This is a genomic window from Cerasicoccus sp. TK19100, assembly GCF_027257155.1.
GTDB classification, from domain to species: Bacteria; Verrucomicrobiota; Verrucomicrobiia; order Opitutales; family Cerasicoccaceae; genus Cerasicoccus; species Cerasicoccus fimbriatus.
This window is the reverse complement of sequence record NZ_JAPWDU010000003.1, coordinates 413886-432399: the sequence shown is the minus strand read 5'-3', so window position 1 is coordinate 432399 and position 18514 is coordinate 413886. Positions and strand designations below refer to the sequence as shown.

The window sequence follows — 18514 nt, the reverse complement described above, 5'->3', positions numbered from 1 at the left end:
CAGGCCCAGATTGGTAAAGATAAATACCCAGAAGCGCACGTTTATCGCACAATCGAATATGCGGATGCGATTCCACCGGAGGGCAACACTCTATTGTTGCCAACCCTTGGAACGATCAGCGTTAGCGGGCCAGTGGTGGCAATCCCGCTCAGCAGGATTGCCTTCTGGTCTAAAAAAAGGGGGTGCTAATCCTTCTTTTCCAGGTGGCCGCCGAACTGGTAGCGCATCGCGGAGCAGACCTTGTCGGCGAAGGCGTGGTCTTCGCGCGAGCGGAAGCGCTCGTAAAGCGCGCTGGTCAGGACGGGTGCCGGGGTGGCGGACTCGATCGCGGCTTCAATCGTCCAACGACCTTCGCCAGAGTCGGACACCTTGCCCGAGAACTTTTCCAGCTTCGGATCGCCCACAAAGGACGCAGCGGTCAAGTCCAGCAGCCAGGAGGAGATCACGGAGCCGCGGCGCCAGACTTCGCTGACTTCGCCGAGGTCGAGATCGTAGTCGAGGTCGCCATGCATGGAGGGCGCGGTCTCGGCGTCGACCTCCTTGGCTTGTTTGTCGCAATTGGCGTTGGAGAGGATGTCGAGTCCCTCGGCGTAGGCGGCCATGATGCCGTATTCGATGCCGTTGTGGACCATCTTCACGAAGTGGCCGGCACCGGCGGGGCCGCAGTGCAGGTAGCCCTTGTGGGCGGTGCCGCCTTCGGGGCGGTTGGGGGTCTTTTCCACATCGCCCTCGCCGGGGGCGATGGTGGCGAAAATCGGGTCCAGGTGTTGCACGGGCTCTTTTTGGCCGCCAATCATCAGGCAGTAGCCGCGCTCCAGGCCAAAGACGCCGCCGCTGGTGCCGCAGTCGATGTAATGGATGCCGCGGGGCTCGAGCTTGGCGGCGCGGGCGCGGTCGTCGCGAAAATACGAGTTGCCGCCGTCGATGATGATGTCTCCCTCGTCGAGGAGATCGGCGAGCTGGAAAACGACTTTTTCGGTGATCGCGGCGGGGATCATGACCCAGGCGGCGCGGGGCTTTTCGAGCTTGGCCACGAATTCTTCCAGCGTGGTGGCACCGACGGCACCTTCGTTTTCAAGCTCTTTGATGGCGTCTGCATTCGTGTCGAAGACGACGCAGGTGTGTCCATTTTTCATGAGGCGGCGCACGATGTTGGCACCCATACGGCCGAGGCCGATCATTCCTAATTGCATAGTAGTTCCTTCGTTGAGGTTTGTGGTGGTAGGGAAAATTTGACCGGCATTGTGCGCAATTGATCCGCCGTCGGTAAAATACATGTGTAGCCCTCGTCGCTCAGTGCGGACAGCACGCCGTCCATTGCATGGACCCGAACGCCGGACGCCATCGAGGGCCCCTCGTGCATCAGGATAATCGCACCGGGGCGGACCTCGCGCCTCACTCGGGCAATGACTGCTTGCGCGCTGGTGCCAACGCCGTCACCACTGCGAACCGTCCACGCCACGCAGCGCAGGTTACGTGCTCTCAGGATGCGGCCCAGCCAAAGGTTTTTAATGCCCACCGGTGGGCGGAAAAACAGGACCTCGCCCGGCTCGCTCTGCAAGTGGGGGAGGGCGCGGTCGATCTCGGCCGCTAACCGCCGGGGCCCCATTGCCCAAAAGGAAAAGCGCGGGTGGGTATGCGTGTGGCAGGCGATCTCGTGTCCGGCGGCGCGGATTTGCTCCACCAGCTCGGGGTGGGCAGCGGCGCGCTCACCGACGAGGAAAAATGTCGCCCGGGCGTCGTGCCGGGCCAGCAGCTTGAGGAGCTGCGGAGTGTCTTCCGGGTCGGGCCCGTCGTCGATCGTCAGCCAGACGGATTTCGAGTCGGGCTCGAAGGCGGAATCGACATCGCAGAGGCCTTGCCATTGTGGCACCAGCATGTGCGCCGTGACCAGCAACCCGCCCGCAAAAAATGTGGCCCAACCCAGCAATACCCAATCCGCAGCAAAGACCATCGTCAATCCAGCCAGCTTAAGGATTACGCAAGTTACCGTTAACTGCCACTTCATAGGAGCTACGTCAAAGTGCCACCCGCTCACGGCGCACACAATACATATTTATCGCGAATATGAGCGAGCCCAACAGCGTGCCAAAAGCCACGTCGATAAACACGTGCTGGCGCGTCGTCATGGTGGAGACCAAAATCGCCAGTGCCCACAAGACATTGACCACGTGCACCCAGCTGGCCGCCTTCACCACCCGCAGCAGCGTCGCACTCCACAAACAGGCAAATACCGTGTAGCTCACGTGCATGGACGGGCAGGCGTTACCGGAGAGCTCTTCCGTTTTCAAAAACGAAAACCAGCCTGGATATTGGCTCCAATCCACGTCCCACAGCGGTGCCGCCGTCGGGTAGCCCACAAACACGCCCAAGCCAACGATGGCCATCAGCAACGCGCCCAGAAAATAGTGCCTCAGCACGGCCTTGGTCCCCATCAGCGTGGTTGGCAGGCAGATGTAAACCCACAGGGAAAAGTAAATCCATGCCGTCCAGGGCAGAAGGGGCGTCCATAAATCCGGCATCGTGACGGGCACCACGCGGACGGGGAACAGCGGATTACGCATCACCCAAATATACACCACCATAAACGTGGTAATGGCGAGCGTCTCCCCAATGGATTTCCACCAGGGCAGCGCAAACATCCGTTCCTTCCAGCTCATGGGCATGCGGGCAGCAGGGACGAATTTTCGCCGGGAGACAACACGCAATGCCACAAAACCGGCACCCGCTTTGCGCTTGCCGCCGGGCTATGTGGTCGTAATAAACCCTGCCATGCTCCGATTTGCCGAAGAAATAACTCTACTTGCCCTCAACGACGAAACCGGTGTCATGCACCGCAACGTCCCCCGCCGCGCCTTTGACTACGCCATCGCCGGTGCGCTGATGATGGAACTGGCCTTCCTCAACCAGCTCGACACCGATGCGGATAACGTGATCATGCTCGACACCAAGCCAACCAATGATCCCCTGCTCGACGAAGCGCTATTGATCGTCAGCGGCCTGGGCGCGCAGCCCAGCATTGTCGCGACCATCGAAGCCCTAGCGGCCAAGGCCGAGCACTTCGAGCCCCGTATCTTCGCTGGCCTCGTCCACAAAGGCATCCTCGAAGAGCGCGAAAAGCGCTTCCTGTGGATGAAGGGCGAGCGCACCTACCCGATGATCAACGGCAAGGAAGAAACGGAAGTGCGCACCCGCATCCGCATGACCATTCTCGCTGAAGACGTCATCCCGGACCCGAAGGACGTAGTCATCATCGCCCTCATGGAGGCCACCAAGCTTTACCGCGTGATCTTCATCGGCGATGAGCTTCGCCACTGCCGTAAGAAAATCCACCAGTTCGCCAAGATGGACTTCATCGGCCAGGGCATCGCTGAAGCCCTCGCCAAAGCAGCCGATATCCGCGAAGAGGACTAGGCACCACGGGAAATTGGCCCGCCAGCCGGGTTTATTTTCTCCCTTGCGGGCCTCATTTTTTCCAGGCAACATTTCCAGACCATGCAGCCCCCCGGCAAAATCGATCTCACCAAGCGCCTGCTCGGTCTTTTCGCGCTAATCGTTGGCTTGTGCGCACCTGTCGCCCAAGCTGAGACCGAGCAAGACCGCTTGTCCAACGAGTCGTTTGAGCGGGAAATCACCAAGACCGTCAGCGCCAGCTATCTTCTTTATCTGCCCGAGGGCTACGAGGACGACAAGGCCAAGGAATGGCCGATGATGATCTTCCTCCACGGCTCCGGCGAGCGTGGCAACGATTTGGCCAAAGTCGCCCGGCACGGCCCGCTCAAGCATGTGCGCGACGGAAAAGAGTTTCCCATGATCATCGTGGCTCCCCAGTGCCCCCACGGCCATAGCTGGGAGGTCGAGACACTCAATGCGTTTTACGACGACATGATAGAGAAATACCGCGTCGATCCCAACCGCGTTTACCTGACCGGCCTCAGCCTCGGCGGGCACGGCACGTGGACTTGGGCGGCCAACAACCCGGAACGATTTGCCGCCATTGCGCCCGTCTGCGGATGGGGCCCGGACGTGGATTACCAAGTGCTCAGCGACATGCCGATCTGGGCCTTCCACGGCAGCGAAGACCAGGCGGTTAAGCTCGAGCGTGGCCAAAAGGCCATCACCGCCGTGTCTGAATCCGGCGGCAACCCGGAGTTTACCGTTTACGAAGGCGTCGGCCACAACTCCTGGGACCCCGCCTACAACAACGACGCCCTCTACGACTGGATGCTCTCCCACTCCCTCAAGGAACGCATGCAGGAAAACGTCGAAGAAGCGACGGAGGAATAATTCTCCACATCGCCGAAACGCACCACTGCCATGGCCAAGGTGGCGGTCGATGCCTGTCCCGCTGAGCGGTGATCCTCACATCGGCCAGAGGCGAGATGCATCAGATAGAATCTGTCCGCGACTGGCCAATATCGCGGAAAGCACACCCACTTTCGCCACACACTTACAGCCTAGATTCTGGCCGATGGGGACATCGGCCGCCACCTTAATTACCGCCCCTTAACGGCCTCCGCCCAGCAGGCGTGTTTGCGCGGCCAGGTAATCCTCGGCCGTGATAATGCACTCGAGGTGGGTTGGGTCCTTCGGGTCGATCAGCTTCACTGAGTCCGCCTGCTCCTGGAGAATACGCTTGGGCGAACGCTCGCCGGACTTGGCCGCATTGAGGAGCTTGTCCTTAAACTTGTTTTCATAGATTGAGCACAGGGGCTCGGGCTGGCCATCGGCGGCGCGGAAGCAGGTGGCCAGCTTGTCAGGATCGCGGGCGGCAATGAGCTCCTTCACCGTAAACACGTTGATAAACGGCATGTCGACGCCGAGCACGAGCCAGTCTTTGTCGCGGTGGTAGAAAAATGCCGAGAGAATGCCGCCCAGCGGGCCAATCTCGCCCATGCGGTCGATGATCGGGTCGGCCCCGACGGTGTATGCCTGATCTTCGCGAACGGAGATAAACACCTTTTCGCAATAGCGCTTGAGCACGCCAATGCTGCGGTCGAGCTGCAGCTGTCCTTTGAAAACGAGAGTGGCTTTATCGCGGCCGAGTCGACGGCTGCGGCCACCGGCGAGAACGAGGCCGTAGAGATTTTCCTGAACAAATGACATGGCGGTGCACTTATTGATCTTCGGCCGGGACGATCGCCACGACGTCGATCTGGGTGAAATCTGGTTTGGATTTATACGATTCGAAAGCAGCCGCCTCTTGCGCAGCCCGCTCCGGTGAGAAGTCGGGCAGCGGCACGTGCGCAGCTACAGGCTCAGCTTGAGTATTGTTGGCGCTTTGGCAACCCGTTAGCATGCCGATGGCCGGCAAAATCAAGCCAGCCATCGATACTTTACGTAATTGGCGCATGGAAGCCAGCTACTTGGCCGCGGACGGATAGGAGCTGATGATGGACGAAACCAACTGTTTCTGCGGGTCTGTCAGCGTGCCGCTCTTCATCACCGTGTTCAGCTGGCTAACCGCACTCTGATAATCCCCACCCTGAATCGCCTGTGTAGCGGCGGTCACGGGGCCGCTTTGCGGGAGTTGGCGCTTCAAGGCGAGCACCTCGACATCGCTGCGCAAATCCTTGGCCAAGCCCATTTGATCGGGCGTCAGCTTGGCGTCCATCAGCTTGTTGATGTCCTGCAAGGCAATGAAATCCTGCCCTTGCGCCAGCGACGTCATGGAATTGGTCAGGAGCGACTTGAGCTCCGGATTATTGCCCAGCAGAGCCCCGAGCTGTTTGGAGGTATCGACGGCACTGGAGACCATGCTCTGCATGTCAGCAGCCTGCTTGACCTTGGCAGCGTTGTCTTCACCCATGGCGTTGGTGGCGGCGTCCAAGGCACTCGATTGCGCGCTATCAGCCTGCTCGCTGGCGGATTCCTTCAGCTTGCCGAAAAAGTCCGCGTGTGCCGCTGTCGCGGCGAAAGAAAGTATCAGAAGTGTGGTAAGGTATTTCATCGTTACTCAAGTGGTTCGTGGAAAAATGCAGTGTGAGAGATTGTGAATGTAAAAGCCAGTAAAAAGCCTGCATTAATGAGCCTTGAGCAAGGGAAATATTCCGTGCCGAGGGCTTTTTGTACAGCAATCTACTGGCTACACCCGAGCCCCATCGGCGGGGGCGGGCACTCAGTGTAGGCCGTGCTTTTACCTGGCTTTAACAACTGCCTAGATGGTTGTAAACCAATGACATAGGGAATACCCGATTCATTTAACTTTTGGCAAATCCGTCCGTTTAATCCAACATACAAAAATATGAAACGGACCAAAGCAGACCTATCAGCACTCAACCACATGCCCCTTCACACATCGGTTACCGCATACAAGACGCGACCGGAGCAGGGCTCTGGCTTGATGAAGCTCTGCAGCGAGCAAATCGGCAAGCACGAAGTCGCTGAGCGCCCGTCATTCTTCCGCCGAATTCTTGGCCGCAAGAGCGCTTAATCCGCGCACTGCACTTGCCAACGCGAAGAAAGCCCATACACATTAGGGCATGCTTCGATCATTCTTCTCTCTCGCAGCCTCCCTGCTGTTTGTTGCCGCCGTTAATTGCTCCGCTGAAGAGCTCCAACTCGGCTCGCAACTTCCGGACGTAACCACCGTCGACCAGGACGGCAAAGAGCTCAAGCTCGAGGACTACGCGGACAAGCCGTTTTTACTCGTTTACTTTTACCCCAAGGCCGACACCGGCGGCTGCACCCAACAAGGCTGTAGCCTGCGTGATGCCTATGCGGAGTTGACCGATATGGGTGTGACCGTGATCGGCGTCAGCACTGACAACGCGGCGGATCAGTTGGCGTTTAAAAACAAGTATCGTTTTCCGTTTACCCTCGTCGCCGATCAGGACCACGCCGTGGCCGAGGCCTTTGGCGTCCCCATGATTGCCAACGGCAAGCTGACCGCCCGTCAGGCCTATCTCTTTAAAGATGGCAAGCTGGTCTGGGTGGACAAAAAGGCCTCCACCGCCAAGCAAGCCGACGACGTCAAAGCCGCCATTGGCGAGCTAGGCTAAGCCGTCTCAAGTTTTTTAGTTGGGTGCCGCTTTCGCAGCCGCCCGCTCGAATCCGGAGGGCAAAGCCCCGTTGTTGCCGCTCACTCGCGCGCTAACACTCGATGTTCCGCAGGGTGACGACAGCTGAGCGTCACGCTGCGGTTAGGCGTAGTGTGCCGTTTCTCCGAGAATCCGCACAGTAAAAAGGCGATGTCTCTCAACATCGCCTCCGGGGATTGAAACTATCGCTGCCGATTTAGCGGATCAGTGATACGCCCACGATCATGCCGGCACTCAGGGTCAGACAAAGCAGCCCGGCACCCTTGAGGCCCCAAACAATCTTGGGCAAGTGGCCAAAATCTTCGTCCTTAAGCGGGCGCATGGTCTTGGCCAACATGTAATTTTGATAGCGAACGGCCAATGCGTCACGCGGCGCGAACACCAAATAGCACCCCAGCGCGGCCGAGCCGATTGCGAGGACAGAGAAAGTTAGCCAAAATACACCTTCAATCATGATAAGTGAGTGAGTTGAAATTTTCGAGCGATTAGTAAGCAGAAGTTAGCAAATAAATACAACAAAAACCAGTCATGTGCACCGTTTTAGCACATTGCAAACGAACGAGATAAGGAATACTAACTAATATGCGATAGTGAAAATCGCTATTTATTCCTCATCATCCTTCCACGAAAGCAACTCGGTCATCATATCGCGCGTCAGCGCGGCGTCTTCAAAACGCTCCTCTTGGACGGCGGAATCCAACTGACGCTGCAAATCCTGAATGCGGTTGGCGATCAGCCCAGGGGTAAATGCGTTACGCGGAATCTTGCCACGGTGGACCGTATCGGTGTGCAGGCGCTTGAGCGCAGGCTCGATTTTTTCCGCAAACGCCTTGTAGCAGTCGGCACAGCCAAAACGGCCGGTCCGCTTCCAGTCGCGCAGGCTAAAGCCGCAGCTCGAGCACTTCGTAGCGTGCAAATGGTTATCGGACTCATGCCCGCTGTCGCTCGCATCGAGCAACGCATACGCCCCGGGAGAAAGAATGCCCAACTCCTCAGCATGCGCTGCGCAATAAGCACTGTGAGCCGTGTGGCCGGTTTTGACCAGATTGACAAACACCGTGGCGGTTTCGCCACAGATCATACACTTATTTTTAGCACTCACAGGTATATATATGTCAGTAAACCGAAAATATTTCAATGAATCTGCGCCGGTAGTGAGAAAAAATAGACCGCAGAGAAAAATTAGGGAACTTTCCTGCCTGGGTAAAGTCCCACAATAATAACTGATTAATCAATAAATCTTTGCTAATCGAAAATTTCTTAAAAAAGCCGTTGACATTGGCACAATCGAAGCTACTGTAGCAGCATAATCAACTTTCTCCTACGGGAGATGGGGTAACAAGCAACGAGATAAAGTAGAAAACAATGGCGGGCGGTTTAGGGGTAGGCCGCCCGCCTTCAATTTCAAAAAGCGCTTTCCTTCGGGAAGGCGCTTTTGCTTTGTACCATTGGCAAAAGGCGGACCGTCCTCAGAGCGACGTTTTACCCACGTGCCAGTTGAGTTCGGAAAACCCGGAGGCGGAAGGAAAACCGCCCTCGCTCAAAACACTGCCCTCTGTGACCAATTACAGGTGAAGCGTGCCTTCATAGAAGTTTTCAGCGCGTCGACAAAATCGATATCAGTAAAACCTGCTGGCAGTGAAGGGCTTGCGTATTTGGGGAGTGAAACTCGCGGAATCTTTTGAACGAAATCCACGGCCCTGCGTCTATATAATCGTTACACCCAATATATTACATGCTCCCCAGTGGAGTGTGGCAATCAAAGTAGCGTAGCATAGCAACCGAAGTATCAGGCAGGACCTCAATTTTTAGGTATCTGTCGTCTGTGTAGAGCCGCCTTCCTGCCCGGGAAGGCGGCTCAGTTTTTTTGGAGATTAGGGCCCGCGAAGAAAGCCATGATTCGCTAAGTATTCATTACGCGATCTCGCCGGTTCGGCGGCAGGTGCTTCTGGATCTCTTTAATTTTTAATTGGCTCACTTTAATCTCTAAAATTCCTGTGACAACAGTGCCTGGCTCTGGCGCGGTTTATGCATGAAGTTATATTAACCACTTCACTATGAGCACGCTGGAGCACGAGACTCAACGCCTGCTGTTTATCTGCACGGGCAACTACTATCGCAGCCGCTTTGCCGAGGGCTTATTCAACCACTTGGCCAGCCAGCTGGGGCTGCCGTGGTGGGCCTACTCACGCGGGCTGAACATTAACTGGATCATCGATAATTCGCAAATCTCGCCATTCACCGAGCAGGCTCTGCGCACGCGAAAAATCGGCCTAGAGCACACCGGAATGCGGCGCATGCCATTGTCGGGCATGGACTTACATAGCTCGGATCGTGTTATCGCCCTCAAGCGGGAGGAGCATTTTCCCATGCTGGCGCATCAGTTTCCCGGCTGGGAAGACCGCGTGGAATACTGGGCCGTGCACGACGTGGATCTCGCTACGCCGGAGAAAGCCCTGGCGGAGATCGAAGGCCACGTCCATAGCCTGATAGAAGAGCTGCAATCGGCCTAAAAACGACGACGGCCCCAATCCCTTGGAGCCGCCGCCTACCTGAACCTGCTATTCTATTGTGAATGCATTGTTGCATTCGATAATAAGAGAACACGGTAGGCGGATTATTCCGGAAATTTTTTCGGCCAATTTAGGCGAAGGAAAACGTCCCGCACTGGGCCTGATGGCGCATCCAGTGGTCGACGATCACCAGGGCCGTCATCGACTCCACAATCGGCACGGCGCGTGGGACCACGCACGGGTCGTGGCGGCCACGGCCCATGAGCTCGGTTTCCTGGCCGGCCAGATCAACCGTGGCCTGGCTTTGCAGGATTGTCGCCGTTGGCTTAAACGCGATGCGGAAGTAAAGCTCCTCGCCGTTGCTGATGCCGCCCTGGACGCCGCCGGAGCGGTTCGTCTCGGTGTGGACCTTGCCATCGCGGTTGACGAAGCGATCGTTGTGCTCGCGGCCCGTCAGGCCCACGGCACCAAATCCGCTGCCGACCTCGAAGCCCTTCGTCGCGGGCAGGGAGAGCATGGCTTTGGCCAAATCGGCCTCCAGGCGGTCGAACACCGGCACACCGAGCCCGACTGGCAGACCGCGGACGCGGCAGACGATGACGCCGCCCACGCTGTCGCCCTCGCTGCGGGCTTCCTTGATGCGGGCAATCATCTTTTCGGCGGTCTCGGGGTCCGGGCAGCGCACGGCGTTGGCCTCGACTTCTTCCAGCGTGGGGAAGGGGAGTGTCGGACCATCCGGGCCGTCTTGGCCGGGGATGGAAATATTGTGAACGCGCTCAATGTAGGCGCTGATCTCGACCGGGCTGTCCGGGCCGAGGCGAAGGATTTTCTTGGCGATCGCGCCAGCGGCCACACGGCCAATGGTCTCGCGGGCCGAAGAGCGGCCGCCGCCCTCGTGGTTGCGAATGCCAAACTTGGTCTGGTAGGTGTAGTCCGCGTGCGATGGGCGGAACTTGGCCTTCATCTCCGAGTAGGCCTCGGGACGGTGGTCGGCATTGGGCACTGTCACGGCGATCGGGGTGCCCAGGGTCTGCCCCTCGAAGACACCGGAGACGATCATTGCGGTATCGGTCTCCTTACGCGGCGTGGTGATGTCGCTCTGGCCGGGGCGCCGGCGGTCGAGCTCTAGCTGGATGTCCGCCTCGCTGAGAGGGAGCCGCGGCGGGCAGCCGTCCACGACGACGCCGATGCCACCACCATGGCTTTCGCCCCAGGTGGAGATACGGAAGAGGGAGCCGAATACGTTGCCCATATTAATCAATCACCTTGGCTTGGTCGGCGTCGGAGCTCTCGGTGAACTCCATGCCGAAGCCGTCGTTAACGGTCTCCGTGCGTTGGGTTTCGCAACCCGCCAAGCCGAATGCGGCGAAGAGTAAAAATGCGGCCAAAAATTTCATTCGCCGATTGGAAGCGAGAACGCCAAGCGGTTCAAGCGCTTATTACGCCTGAAAAGTGCCAAAAAAACGCCGTCCGGTAAGGGACGGCGTTTCAGGAAATGTTTTACTCTTCCACGGAATGGCCCGTGATCGGGCAATACTGCGGAGCCGGTCCATCGACTGGCACTTTGCCTTCGGCCATGTCATAGGTTGGGTACCAGACGCCGCTTGGGCTCAGGCCCATGTCCTTTTGAACATAGTCGTGAAAGACGATACCGGATTCAACCAGGTTCTGGTTGGCACTGTAAGCCGATTGCTGGGCAGTGACGGACATCGGAACATTGTCGTTCCAGTCGTCACGCACGTATTCCATCGGCGTAATGGTCGACTTATCGTTCATCGAACAACCAGCGCCCAGAAGCGCAACAATTGGAAGTGTGAGGAGGATTTTCTTTGTAGCCCGCATAGTGCAGTAAACTACAAACAAATGTATCTGCAAGCGCAAGGTAAATTCTCTGGCCTAAATAGCCCCTAATTCCCGTGAAAGAAAAACATTGAAAAGCAGCTGCTTATAATCTGCTTTCCCCACTGGCCGGGTCCTGTGCAACGTCGAACCGGTGAACTCCCCCAGGTCCGGAAGGAAGCAAGGGCAACCAGGATTCACGTGTGCCGCAGGGTGCCTGGCCACTATTTTTTATTCAATCAACCCCGCGCCCCAGCCGGCGGCGCCGCAGACCATGAACGTTCAGATCGTCCTAGTAGGTTCCGACACCTGGCTGAAAAGTCTTCGCCGGTGTTGGAGCTGCATTCGGATTAAGCCGGGTCGCCGCAAGCACAATAAAGCGATCTCCATCGAGCTGGAGTTAAAGCGTCTCGTGTGGTTCGGCATGTTCATGTCGATTCTGTTGTATTTGGGCATTGGTTTCGGGGCTTATCTGCTGCGCGCCCGGCAGCCGTACAACCAGATCAGCTACGCCGATGTGCTCATGGCCCCGATCAACGCCAAGGGCCTCGTGCAAAAACAAGGGGAAACTCAAATCCTCCAGGCTCGGGACGATCTGGCCAATGGCCAGGTTATGCAGGCCTTTTATAAATACCGCTCCGGCGTCCGCCGTGTGCCGGAAGACTTCGACGCCCGGCTGGAGCTGGCGCAGTTTTACATCGCCGCCGGGCTTTACGTGGAAGCGGTGGACCTGCTGATCGAAGGCCTGGATTACAAATACCCCGAAAAGTCGGTTTACCTGACCAGCCTCATCCAGCTGTGCCAATACACGGAAAATAATCCGGCCATCATGCGCGCGGCCCCTAAAATCCTTAACTATCCGGAAATCGAGGACAACCAGCCGCTCAAGCTGGCCTTGCTCAAGCTCCTGCTGCGCGCCCAGATCATCGAGCAGGACTACGCCAACGCCATCACCACCGCCGACCACCTGAACGAGGTCGACCCCAATGCGCATTACCACGACACCATCACCTTTGCCTACCTCAAGATGGGGGCCTATGAAGATGCGAGACAATACCTGAACACGCTCGATGCGGAGACCCTCAGCGAGCCTCAGCTGACGCTCATGCAGGGCTACCTCGCCCAATCTCAGGAAGACGAAGCCAAGGCGCGAAAAATTTACCACAGCCTCTTCCGCGACCATCCCCAGGCCTGGAACGCGCAGATGGACGCCATCATCCTGATGTATGCCAATGGCGACACCGCTGCGGCCGACGCCTTGCTCGACCTTTACCTCGCGGTCCACCGCCGTAACATGCAAGCGATTACCAGTATCGCGGCCCAATTTACCGACCAGCCCGATTCCCAGAAGGTCAAGCGCCTCATGCGCATTGTCGGCCTGGAAAGCCCCGATCTTTTCGGTGCCCTGTGGTTTTACTACATCCAAGCCCTCGTGACCGAGGGTAAGTTTGAGGAAGCTTATCAAGAATACTTGGCCGTGAAACCGGCAGCCCCCAAAGACCCCAGTGCCGCCCCAATCCTGGGCGCGTATAAGCAAATACTGGAGGCCGCCACGCAGAAGTCTGCCGGGGAATACAACGACTTGGTCAAATACATGCAGACCCACCGCATGGTGCCAGAAATTTACTGGGAAGCCGCCGAGGCAATGCGCAAAGTGCGCGCCTACGAGACCTCGGAACGCATCCTCAATGCCGGCATGGCCGCCTATCCCTTTAGCCGCATGCTTTCGAGCCTGCGCAAGCAGGTGCTCAATGAGCAAAAGGAGGCCGAGTTCCTCTCATCGCAAACCGTGGCATCCGTGCGCGAGGAAGGCTACAGCAACCAGAAGCTCAATAGCGATCAGCTGGAAAAGCGTATTGTCGGCACCGGCAGCCAATCCAGCATGACCGGTTCCGGCGTGGAAAGCCTCGTCAACGACGAGAAGCTGAAGGGCATCGAAATTACCGAAGAAGACATGCGCAACTCGGCGAAGTAAAACGCCCACCGGGTTCCGTGGATTCTTTTAAAGGTTACCGGCCAATGATCAGCGCACTCGGCTGCCGTGGACCTTTCGCGAGGCGGCGATAAAGCTCCCAGCCCGCGGGCAACTCCGGCTGCCAGGCACCCGGCGCTTCGCAAATGACACGCGCCTCGCTCTGCTCGCTCAGGCGCGCAAACAGCAGCTCCAGCAGCTCGCCGCCGCGCTCGTTCCACAGTTCGTAGGGTGGGTCGGCAAAAATCAGGTCGAAGGTTTCGCTGCCCTTGGCGAGCACGCGGAAGACGTCCCCGCGCCATAAATCGCTGATTGCGCCCGGGCTTTGTTGGAGGGATTTCGCCACGGCGGCGCGGTTATGCTCCCAGCATTTGAGCGCGCCGCGGTCCTGCTCAACAAACACCGCCAGCTGGGCACCACGGCTCAGCGCCTCCAGGCCATAGGCACCCGTGCCCGCAAAGCAGTCCAGCACCCGCGCATCACGCACGCGATCGGGCCCGAGCGAGGAAAACACCGCCTCACGCAGGTAATCCGTCGCCGGGCGCACCCCGCGATCCGGGGCCTTGATCGGAATACCCCGCGCCTGTCCGCCGGTTATGCGCATGCGCTGCTGTGGTTTGCCTTCATCCCGCGAGCATCAACGCAAGTCGCGCCGAGTGGCAACAGATTTTGCGGCAAAGCTGGGCACAGTCGCTCAAGGTTGCCCGTCCAATCACCTTTGCCGCAACTCGCAGTTGCACTCTGGCAGCGGTTATGCTTTGTTGCGCGCTTCGGATGCGATGCGCTGGGACTTTTCTGACGAAAATTCTGCTGTGCCTGCTGTGGTTGAGCACAGCGGCGCTGGGGGACGCCGTGGACTGGTCGCCCCTCTGGTTTAAAGAGACCGGAACCGTCGTCGAGGAGAACGAAGAGGGCGAAAAAGTCGAGCGCGAGGCCGTCACCCACTGGAAGGCGCTGGGCCCCATTTTCGAGGAAACCTACGACGGCGTCAACGACATGGCCACCATGCGCCCGTTCTGGATCGAAAAGCACAACTACGAAAAGCAGACCTACCAATACGATTTCGTCCCACCGTTCTTTGTCCACTACCGCGACCCCAACCTCGTGCGGTGGGAAATTTACACCTTTATCCAGCGCCGACGCACCGGCCTCTTGCACGAGAACGTCATCGAGACGTTTCTCATCGTGCCCTTCGTGTGGTTTCACTACGAGCCCGGTCGCCCGGACAAATCCTACTACGGCCTGTTTCCCATCTATGGTGAGTTCCAGGAGTTCATGTTCGACAAGACCACCTGGGCACTCTGGCCGCTCTACTGGACGATTACCACTGGCGACACCACCCGCATGGGCACGCCCTGGCCGTTCATCCAGACCCTCCACGGGCCGGGCACGGGCGGCGCACTCGTCTGGCCGATCATGGGCCACTGGTGGCAGGAGGGCAAGATGGACTACCAGTTCCTTTTTTGGCCGTTCATCTATCGCAAGGTCGACCAGCTGGACCGGCCCATCCCCCGCGTGCGCGAGGGCTTCCTGCCATTTTGGGCCACCGAACACGGCGAGTTCGTGGACGACGTGACCATCATCTGGCCGTTCTTCGGCTGGAAGGAAGACCGCACCAAGGGCTACACCGAGGAGCGCTACTTTTACCCGTTCTTCATGCAGGGCCGCGGCGACAACGAATACACCAACCGCTGGGCACCGTTTTACACGCACTCGATCAAAACCGGCGTCGACAAGACCTGGTATATGTGGCCCGCCTACAAGTTTCGCACCCAACGCGAGAAAGACCTGATCATCGACCGCACGCAGTTCTTTTACTTCGTCTATTGGAACGAGACCCAACGCAGTGCCACCAACCCCAACCTCGCCGAGGCCTACGAAACCCACGTGTGGCCCTGGATCAGCGAATACGACAACGGTGCCGGGCTCAAGCAGGCCCAGCTGCTCAGCATATTCGAGGTTTTCTATCCTCACAGCCAAACCGTGCGCGATCTCTACACGCCCATGCTCGCCTTCTGGCGCTGCCAGTGGAACACCAACACCGGCGAGTCCAAGCAAAGCTTCCTGTGGGACTTCATGGTCGAGGAGAAAACGCCCGACAACACCCGCTTCGAGATCAACCCCTACATCTTCGTCCACGACGTCGGCGAAGACCGTGCCCAGTTCCAGCTCGGCGGCGGCCTCCTCGGCTACAAGCGCGAGGGCACCTACGAAGACGGCAAAGAAACCCTGCAACTCCTGTGGTTCGACATTGAGCTATGAACGCGACCAACCAAAGCACATTGAAAACATGGTTAGGAATTGGTCTGATCGGATTTCTGATGATACTTGCTGGTTGGATGTTTTGGGAGACATCGACCCATGCAAAAGCAACGCGAATGAATGTTGTTGAAGTCCAGGGTATGGAGCTAGGTGACTTATCTTACTGCGGTGATGGGTTTGATTGTTACCAAACAGACTACTATCGCTACACCTCGTATATTCTACATTTTGACACTCCCTCGTTTATTCAGAAAAATAGTTCGCATGTAGTCAGCGAACTTCCTCCACATCAAATGGATTGGGATCAAAGAAACGTGATGGGAGACGTTCTGGAAGGCTTTCAGGATATCCCTTATAATCCGGATCAGCCGTTCGCACGATACACCTTTCAAACAGGTAATTCACTGGTTCAAGCTGAAGCACTCGTTGGCCTCGATGGACACACTTACATAAATATTATTAACCATCCCGAACCAACTGGATAATAACTTATCTTTTTGGTTCTTGGCTGATCACAGGAATCTTATAATTAAAACATCCGTTCGACCATGAACACCGCGCGCAACATACTCGAAGTCATCGGCAGCAGCCTGATCCTGCTGCTGCGCTCGATTGCCTATTTGCCGTCACTGCCGCGACAGCTGGGGCGGGTGTTCGACAACTGCTTCCACATCGGCTACCTGACGTTTCCCATCGTCGCGATCCTGAGCTTTTTCCTCGGCGCAGTGCTGGCCCTGCAAACCGGCTACAGCCTCAACAGCATGTCTGGCGCACAGGAGCTGATCGGCCGCATCGTCGGCCTGGCCGTTGCCCGTGAGCTGGCACCGCTGATCACCGCCTTCCTGCTGGCCGGCCGCGTGGGCTCCTCGATCACGGCCGAGATCGCCTCGATGAAGGTTTACCAGGAAGTCGACGCCCTGCGCACGATGCAGACGCCGCCCGAGCGCATCCTGGTGATGCCCCGGCTGGTCGCGATCCTCTTCATGATGCCGGTGCTGACGATTGTTGCCGTGCTGATGGGATGGTTCGGCGGCGCGGTCGTTGGCCAGCACGTGGATTTCATCGGGCTGGACCCCACCGTTTACTGGGCCAACCTGAAAAGCGTCACCCAGTTCACCGACGTCATGAACGGCCTGATCAAGGCCGAGGTCTTCGGCTTCGTCGTGGTGCTCATCGCCTGCAACCAAGGGCTCATCACCCGCGGCGGCCCGCGCGAGATCGGCTTCTCGGTCACCCGGTCAGTCGTCACCAGCATGTTCCTGGTGCTGCTGCTGGACTACGTGTTAACCCGCCTTTTCCTGTAAGCCATGGCCGAACCATCCACCACACCCGTCGGCGTCGAAGTCAAACAGCTCAGCAAGCGCTTTGGCGACCAAGTCGTGCTGGACGACGTTTCCTTTAGCGTCGAGCCGGGCGAAATCTTTGTGCTCATGGGCCCCAGCGGCGCGGGCAAATCCGTCCTGCTGCGCCACCTCGTGAATCTGGAAAAGCCCGACAGCGGCCAAGTGCTCATCGACGGCAAAGACGCCGAACAACCCGCAACGCACCGCGAGATCCGCACCGCGCTCGTCTTCCAGGCCGGCGCGCTCTTCAACTCGATGAGCGTCTTTGACAACCTCGCCTTTTACCCGCGCGAGCACCGCCTCTACGACAAGTCCACCCTCCGCGACAAGGTGGACCGCGTCCTGAAAATCCTCCACATCCAGGACGCCGCGAAAAAGCTCCCCGCCGAGCTCTCTGGCGGCATGCGCAAGCGCGTGGCCATCGCCCGTGCCCTCGTCATGGAACCGCAGCTCTTGCTCTACGATGAGCCCACCTCGGAGCTCGACCCCGTGACCGCGGCCAACATTTCCGAGATCATCGGCACGCTCAAAGAAGAATTTTCGGTGACCAGCATCGTCGTCTCTCACGACCGCGACTTGGCCCTCGGCATCGCCGACCGCGTGGGCCTGCTGATGGGCGGCAAACTCGTCGCCCTCGCAACCCCTGATGAGCTCCAAGCCAGCACCGACCCGCAAGTCGCCGACTTCATGCACCCGAAGATCGACATGCAGGACCCGCGCTTCCGCAAGATCGGCTAGGCAGCGTGCCGCTGCACCTTCGGATGCCTCGCATCCGGATTTGCCCATTGGGCAAATGGCTTGTCTGACTAGAAGGGCAATTGCTGGCGGAACGCGAACCTCTGTGTTCGCCGACATCCCATGACTTCAAAAGGTAGCGCGGAGCGTCCCCGCTCCGCAAGGATTGGAGAAACGAAATGGAATGTTCGTTGAAAGCGGATATCGCCAACGCGTCTTCACGAACTGATTGCGTATAACGGCACTGCTTGCGACGCGAGACGCGCCAGCGCTACCTGAAGAATGATGGAATAAATGGCGAACACAGAGGTTCGCGTTCCGCCAGCGATCGCGTTCTAAAATTTTATTCGCTGACGCGCAGTAAATAGATCCTTACACACCCAGCTTCGCCCGGGCGTCTTCTTCGGAATCGGCCAGGATGAACACTTCGTCCAGCTTGGCCAGGCGGAGGGTTTCGGCGACGAGGGGCTGGGTGTTAACCAGGGCCAATTTGTTGCCGTTGGCTTCGAGGCTCTTGGCGGCACCCAAGAGCATACGAATGCCCAGGGAGACGACAAAGGTAACCTCGCTCATGTCGACGAGGGTCGGCTTCTGCCGGCTGGCGGTAGCGGCGAGAAACTTTAGTTCAACGGCGGAAACGCCGGCGTGATCCATCCGACCGATCAGGGCAATGTGGGAGATTTTTTCGTCGGCAAGAATTACTTTCAATTCCATGAGCGCCGATGCTGGGCATTGGCCGATGGTTTCGCAAGCAAGGGTTTTAGAAAATGACAGTCACGTTAATATCTGCCTTTGTAACAAAAGAGTCTG

General features: G+C 57.9%; 23 protein-coding genes and 1 other RNA gene. 11 read left to right on the top strand and 13 right to left on the bottom strand.

Going from position 1 to position 18514, the window contains the following annotated elements; translation table 11 throughout:
* Positions 1-185: 185 nt before the first annotated feature.
* The 3 genes from gnd to O3S85_RS08380 are packed head-to-tail and all read right to left on the bottom strand — an operon-like array spanning position 186 to position 2660.
* Positions 186-1193, bottom strand: a complete 1008-nt coding sequence (gnd, locus tag O3S85_RS08390; RefSeq protein WP_269539532.1) for a phosphogluconate dehydrogenase (NAD(+)-dependent, decarboxylating) — start codon at positions 1191-1193, stop codon at positions 186-188.
* On the bottom strand, positions 1184-2008 hold the full coding sequence (locus O3S85_RS08385; protein WP_269539531.1) for a polysaccharide deacetylase family protein: 825 nt from the start codon (positions 2006-2008) through the stop codon (positions 1184-1186). The genes gnd and O3S85_RS08385 overlap by 10 nt, the downstream gene beginning before the upstream one ends.
* 10 nt (positions 2009-2018) lie before the next feature.
* Positions 2019-2660: a phosphatase PAP2 family protein gene (locus O3S85_RS08380; protein WP_269539529.1), complete on the bottom strand. Its 642-nt coding sequence runs from the start codon at positions 2658-2660 to the stop codon at positions 2019-2021.
* 112 nt (positions 2661-2772) lie between these two features.
* Here O3S85_RS08380 and O3S85_RS08375 point away from each other — a divergent pair, with 112 nt between their 5' ends.
* On the top strand, positions 2773-3414 hold the full coding sequence (locus O3S85_RS08375) for a GOLPH3/VPS74 family protein (RefSeq protein WP_269539527.1): 642 nt from the start codon (positions 2773-2775) through the stop codon (positions 3412-3414).
* An 81-nt stretch (positions 3415-3495) separates the two neighbouring features.
* Complete coding sequence (locus O3S85_RS08370; protein WP_269539526.1) at positions 3496-4287, top strand: carboxylesterase family protein; 792 nt, start codon at positions 3496-3498, stop codon at positions 4285-4287.
* A 219-nt stretch (positions 4288-4506) separates the two neighbouring features.
* Here O3S85_RS08370 and O3S85_RS08365 read toward each other — a convergent pair whose 3' ends face one another.
* From O3S85_RS08365 to O3S85_RS08355, 3 genes are read right to left on the bottom strand one after another with little or no spacing between them, the layout of a single operon-like run.
* Positions 4507-5106 (bottom strand): NTP transferase domain-containing protein, encoded by a 600-nt coding sequence (locus O3S85_RS08365; RefSeq protein WP_269539524.1) that lies wholly within the window; start codon positions 5104-5106, stop codon positions 4507-4509.
* 10 nt (positions 5107-5116) lie between these two features.
* Positions 5117-5353: a hypothetical protein gene (locus tag O3S85_RS08360; RefSeq protein WP_269539522.1), complete on the bottom strand. Its 237-nt coding sequence runs from the start codon at positions 5351-5353 to the stop codon at positions 5117-5119.
* Between the two features lie 9 nt (positions 5354-5362).
* On the bottom strand, positions 5363-5950 hold the full coding sequence (locus O3S85_RS08355; RefSeq protein ID WP_269539520.1) for a hypothetical protein: 588 nt from the start codon (positions 5948-5950) through the stop codon (positions 5363-5365).
* A gap of 294 nt (positions 5951-6244) precedes the next feature.
* On the opposite strand from O3S85_RS08355, the gene O3S85_RS08350 reads away from it, so the two are divergent.
* Positions 6245-6433, top strand: a complete 189-nt coding sequence (locus O3S85_RS08350) for a hypothetical protein (protein WP_269539518.1) — start codon at positions 6245-6247, stop codon at positions 6431-6433.
* A gap of 49 nt (positions 6434-6482) precedes the next feature.
* Entirely contained in the window at positions 6483-7001 is a 519-nt protein-coding gene (locus tag O3S85_RS08345; RefSeq protein WP_269539517.1) for a peroxiredoxin, read from the top strand.
* A 235-nt stretch (positions 7002-7236) separates the two neighbouring features.
* Here O3S85_RS08345 and O3S85_RS08340 read toward each other — a convergent pair whose 3' ends face one another.
* A complete protein-coding gene (locus O3S85_RS08340; RefSeq protein ID WP_269539515.1) occupies positions 7237-7494 on the bottom strand; it encodes a hypothetical protein in 258 nt (85 codons plus the stop codon).
* A gap of 150 nt (positions 7495-7644) precedes the next feature.
* Positions 7645-8142 (bottom strand): UvrB/UvrC motif-containing protein, encoded by a 498-nt coding sequence (locus tag O3S85_RS08335; RefSeq protein ID WP_269539514.1) that lies wholly within the window; start codon positions 8140-8142, stop codon positions 7645-7647.
* 955 nt (positions 8143-9097) lie between these two features.
* Between O3S85_RS08335 and O3S85_RS08330 the strand changes: the two genes are divergently transcribed.
* On the top strand, positions 9098-9553 hold the full coding sequence (locus O3S85_RS08330; protein ID WP_269539512.1) for a low molecular weight phosphatase family protein: 456 nt from the start codon (positions 9098-9100) through the stop codon (positions 9551-9553).
* A gap of 130 nt (positions 9554-9683) precedes the next feature.
* Here O3S85_RS08330 and aroC read toward each other — a convergent pair whose 3' ends face one another.
* The 3 genes from aroC to O3S85_RS08315 form a co-directional block, all read right to left on the bottom strand.
* The gene (gene aroC / locus O3S85_RS08325; protein ID WP_269539510.1) at positions 9684-10805 is read right to left on the bottom strand and encodes a chorismate synthase; all 1122 of its coding nucleotides are present in this window, start codon (positions 10803-10805) and stop codon (positions 9684-9686) included.
* Position 10806: 1 nt separating this feature from the next.
* The gene (locus O3S85_RS08320; RefSeq protein ID WP_269539509.1) at positions 10807-10950 is read right to left on the bottom strand and encodes a hypothetical protein; all 144 of its coding nucleotides are present in this window, start codon (positions 10948-10950) and stop codon (positions 10807-10809) included.
* Positions 10951-11053: 103 nt separating this feature from the next.
* Positions 11054-11395, bottom strand: a complete 342-nt coding sequence (locus O3S85_RS08315) for a hypothetical protein (protein WP_269539507.1) — start codon at positions 11393-11395, stop codon at positions 11054-11056.
* Between the two features lie 124 nt (positions 11396-11519).
* Here O3S85_RS08315 and ffs point away from each other — a divergent pair.
* Together ffs and O3S85_RS08305 are read left to right on the top strand one after the other, a co-directional pair.
* Positions 11520-11618: signal recognition particle sRNA small type (gene ffs / locus O3S85_RS08310), an RNA gene on the top strand.
* 48 nt (positions 11619-11666) lie between these two features.
* Positions 11667-13367, top strand: coding sequence for a tetratricopeptide repeat protein (locus O3S85_RS08305; protein WP_269539506.1), 1701 nt, complete (start codon positions 11667-11669; stop codon positions 13365-13367).
* A 34-nt stretch (positions 13368-13401) separates the two neighbouring features.
* On the opposite strand, the gene O3S85_RS08300 is transcribed toward O3S85_RS08305, so the two are convergent.
* A complete protein-coding gene (locus O3S85_RS08300) occupies positions 13402-13968 on the bottom strand; it encodes an RsmD family RNA methyltransferase (protein ID WP_269539505.1) in 567 nt (188 codons plus the stop codon).
* 248 nt (positions 13969-14216) lie between these two features.
* Here O3S85_RS08300 and O3S85_RS08295 point away from each other — a divergent pair, with 248 nt between their 5' ends.
* The 4 genes from O3S85_RS08295 (at position 14217) to O3S85_RS08280 (ending at position 17707) form a co-directional block, all read left to right on the top strand.
* Complete coding sequence (locus tag O3S85_RS08295; protein WP_269539503.1) at positions 14217-15626, top strand: hypothetical protein; 1410 nt, start codon at positions 14217-14219, stop codon at positions 15624-15626.
* Entirely contained in the window at positions 15623-16111 is a 489-nt protein-coding gene (locus O3S85_RS08290) for a hypothetical protein (RefSeq protein WP_269539502.1), read from the top strand. The genes O3S85_RS08295 and O3S85_RS08290 overlap by 4 nt, the downstream gene beginning before the upstream one ends.
* A 63-nt stretch (positions 16112-16174) precedes the next feature.
* Positions 16175-16930 carry an MlaE family ABC transporter permease gene (locus O3S85_RS08285; protein WP_269539500.1) on the top strand — a complete coding sequence of 252 codons (756 nt, stop codon included), beginning with the start codon at positions 16175-16177 and terminating at the stop codon, positions 16928-16930.
* 3 nt (positions 16931-16933) lie between these two features.
* A complete protein-coding gene (locus O3S85_RS08280) occupies positions 16934-17707 on the top strand; it encodes an ABC transporter ATP-binding protein (protein ID WP_269539498.1) in 774 nt (257 codons plus the stop codon).
* A gap of 369 nt (positions 17708-18076) precedes the next feature.
* On the opposite strand, the gene O3S85_RS08275 is transcribed toward O3S85_RS08280, so the two are convergent.
* Complete coding sequence (locus tag O3S85_RS08275) at positions 18077-18418, bottom strand: STAS domain-containing protein (RefSeq protein WP_269539497.1); 342 nt, start codon at positions 18416-18418, stop codon at positions 18077-18079.
* Positions 18419-18514 lie beyond the last annotated feature (96 nt).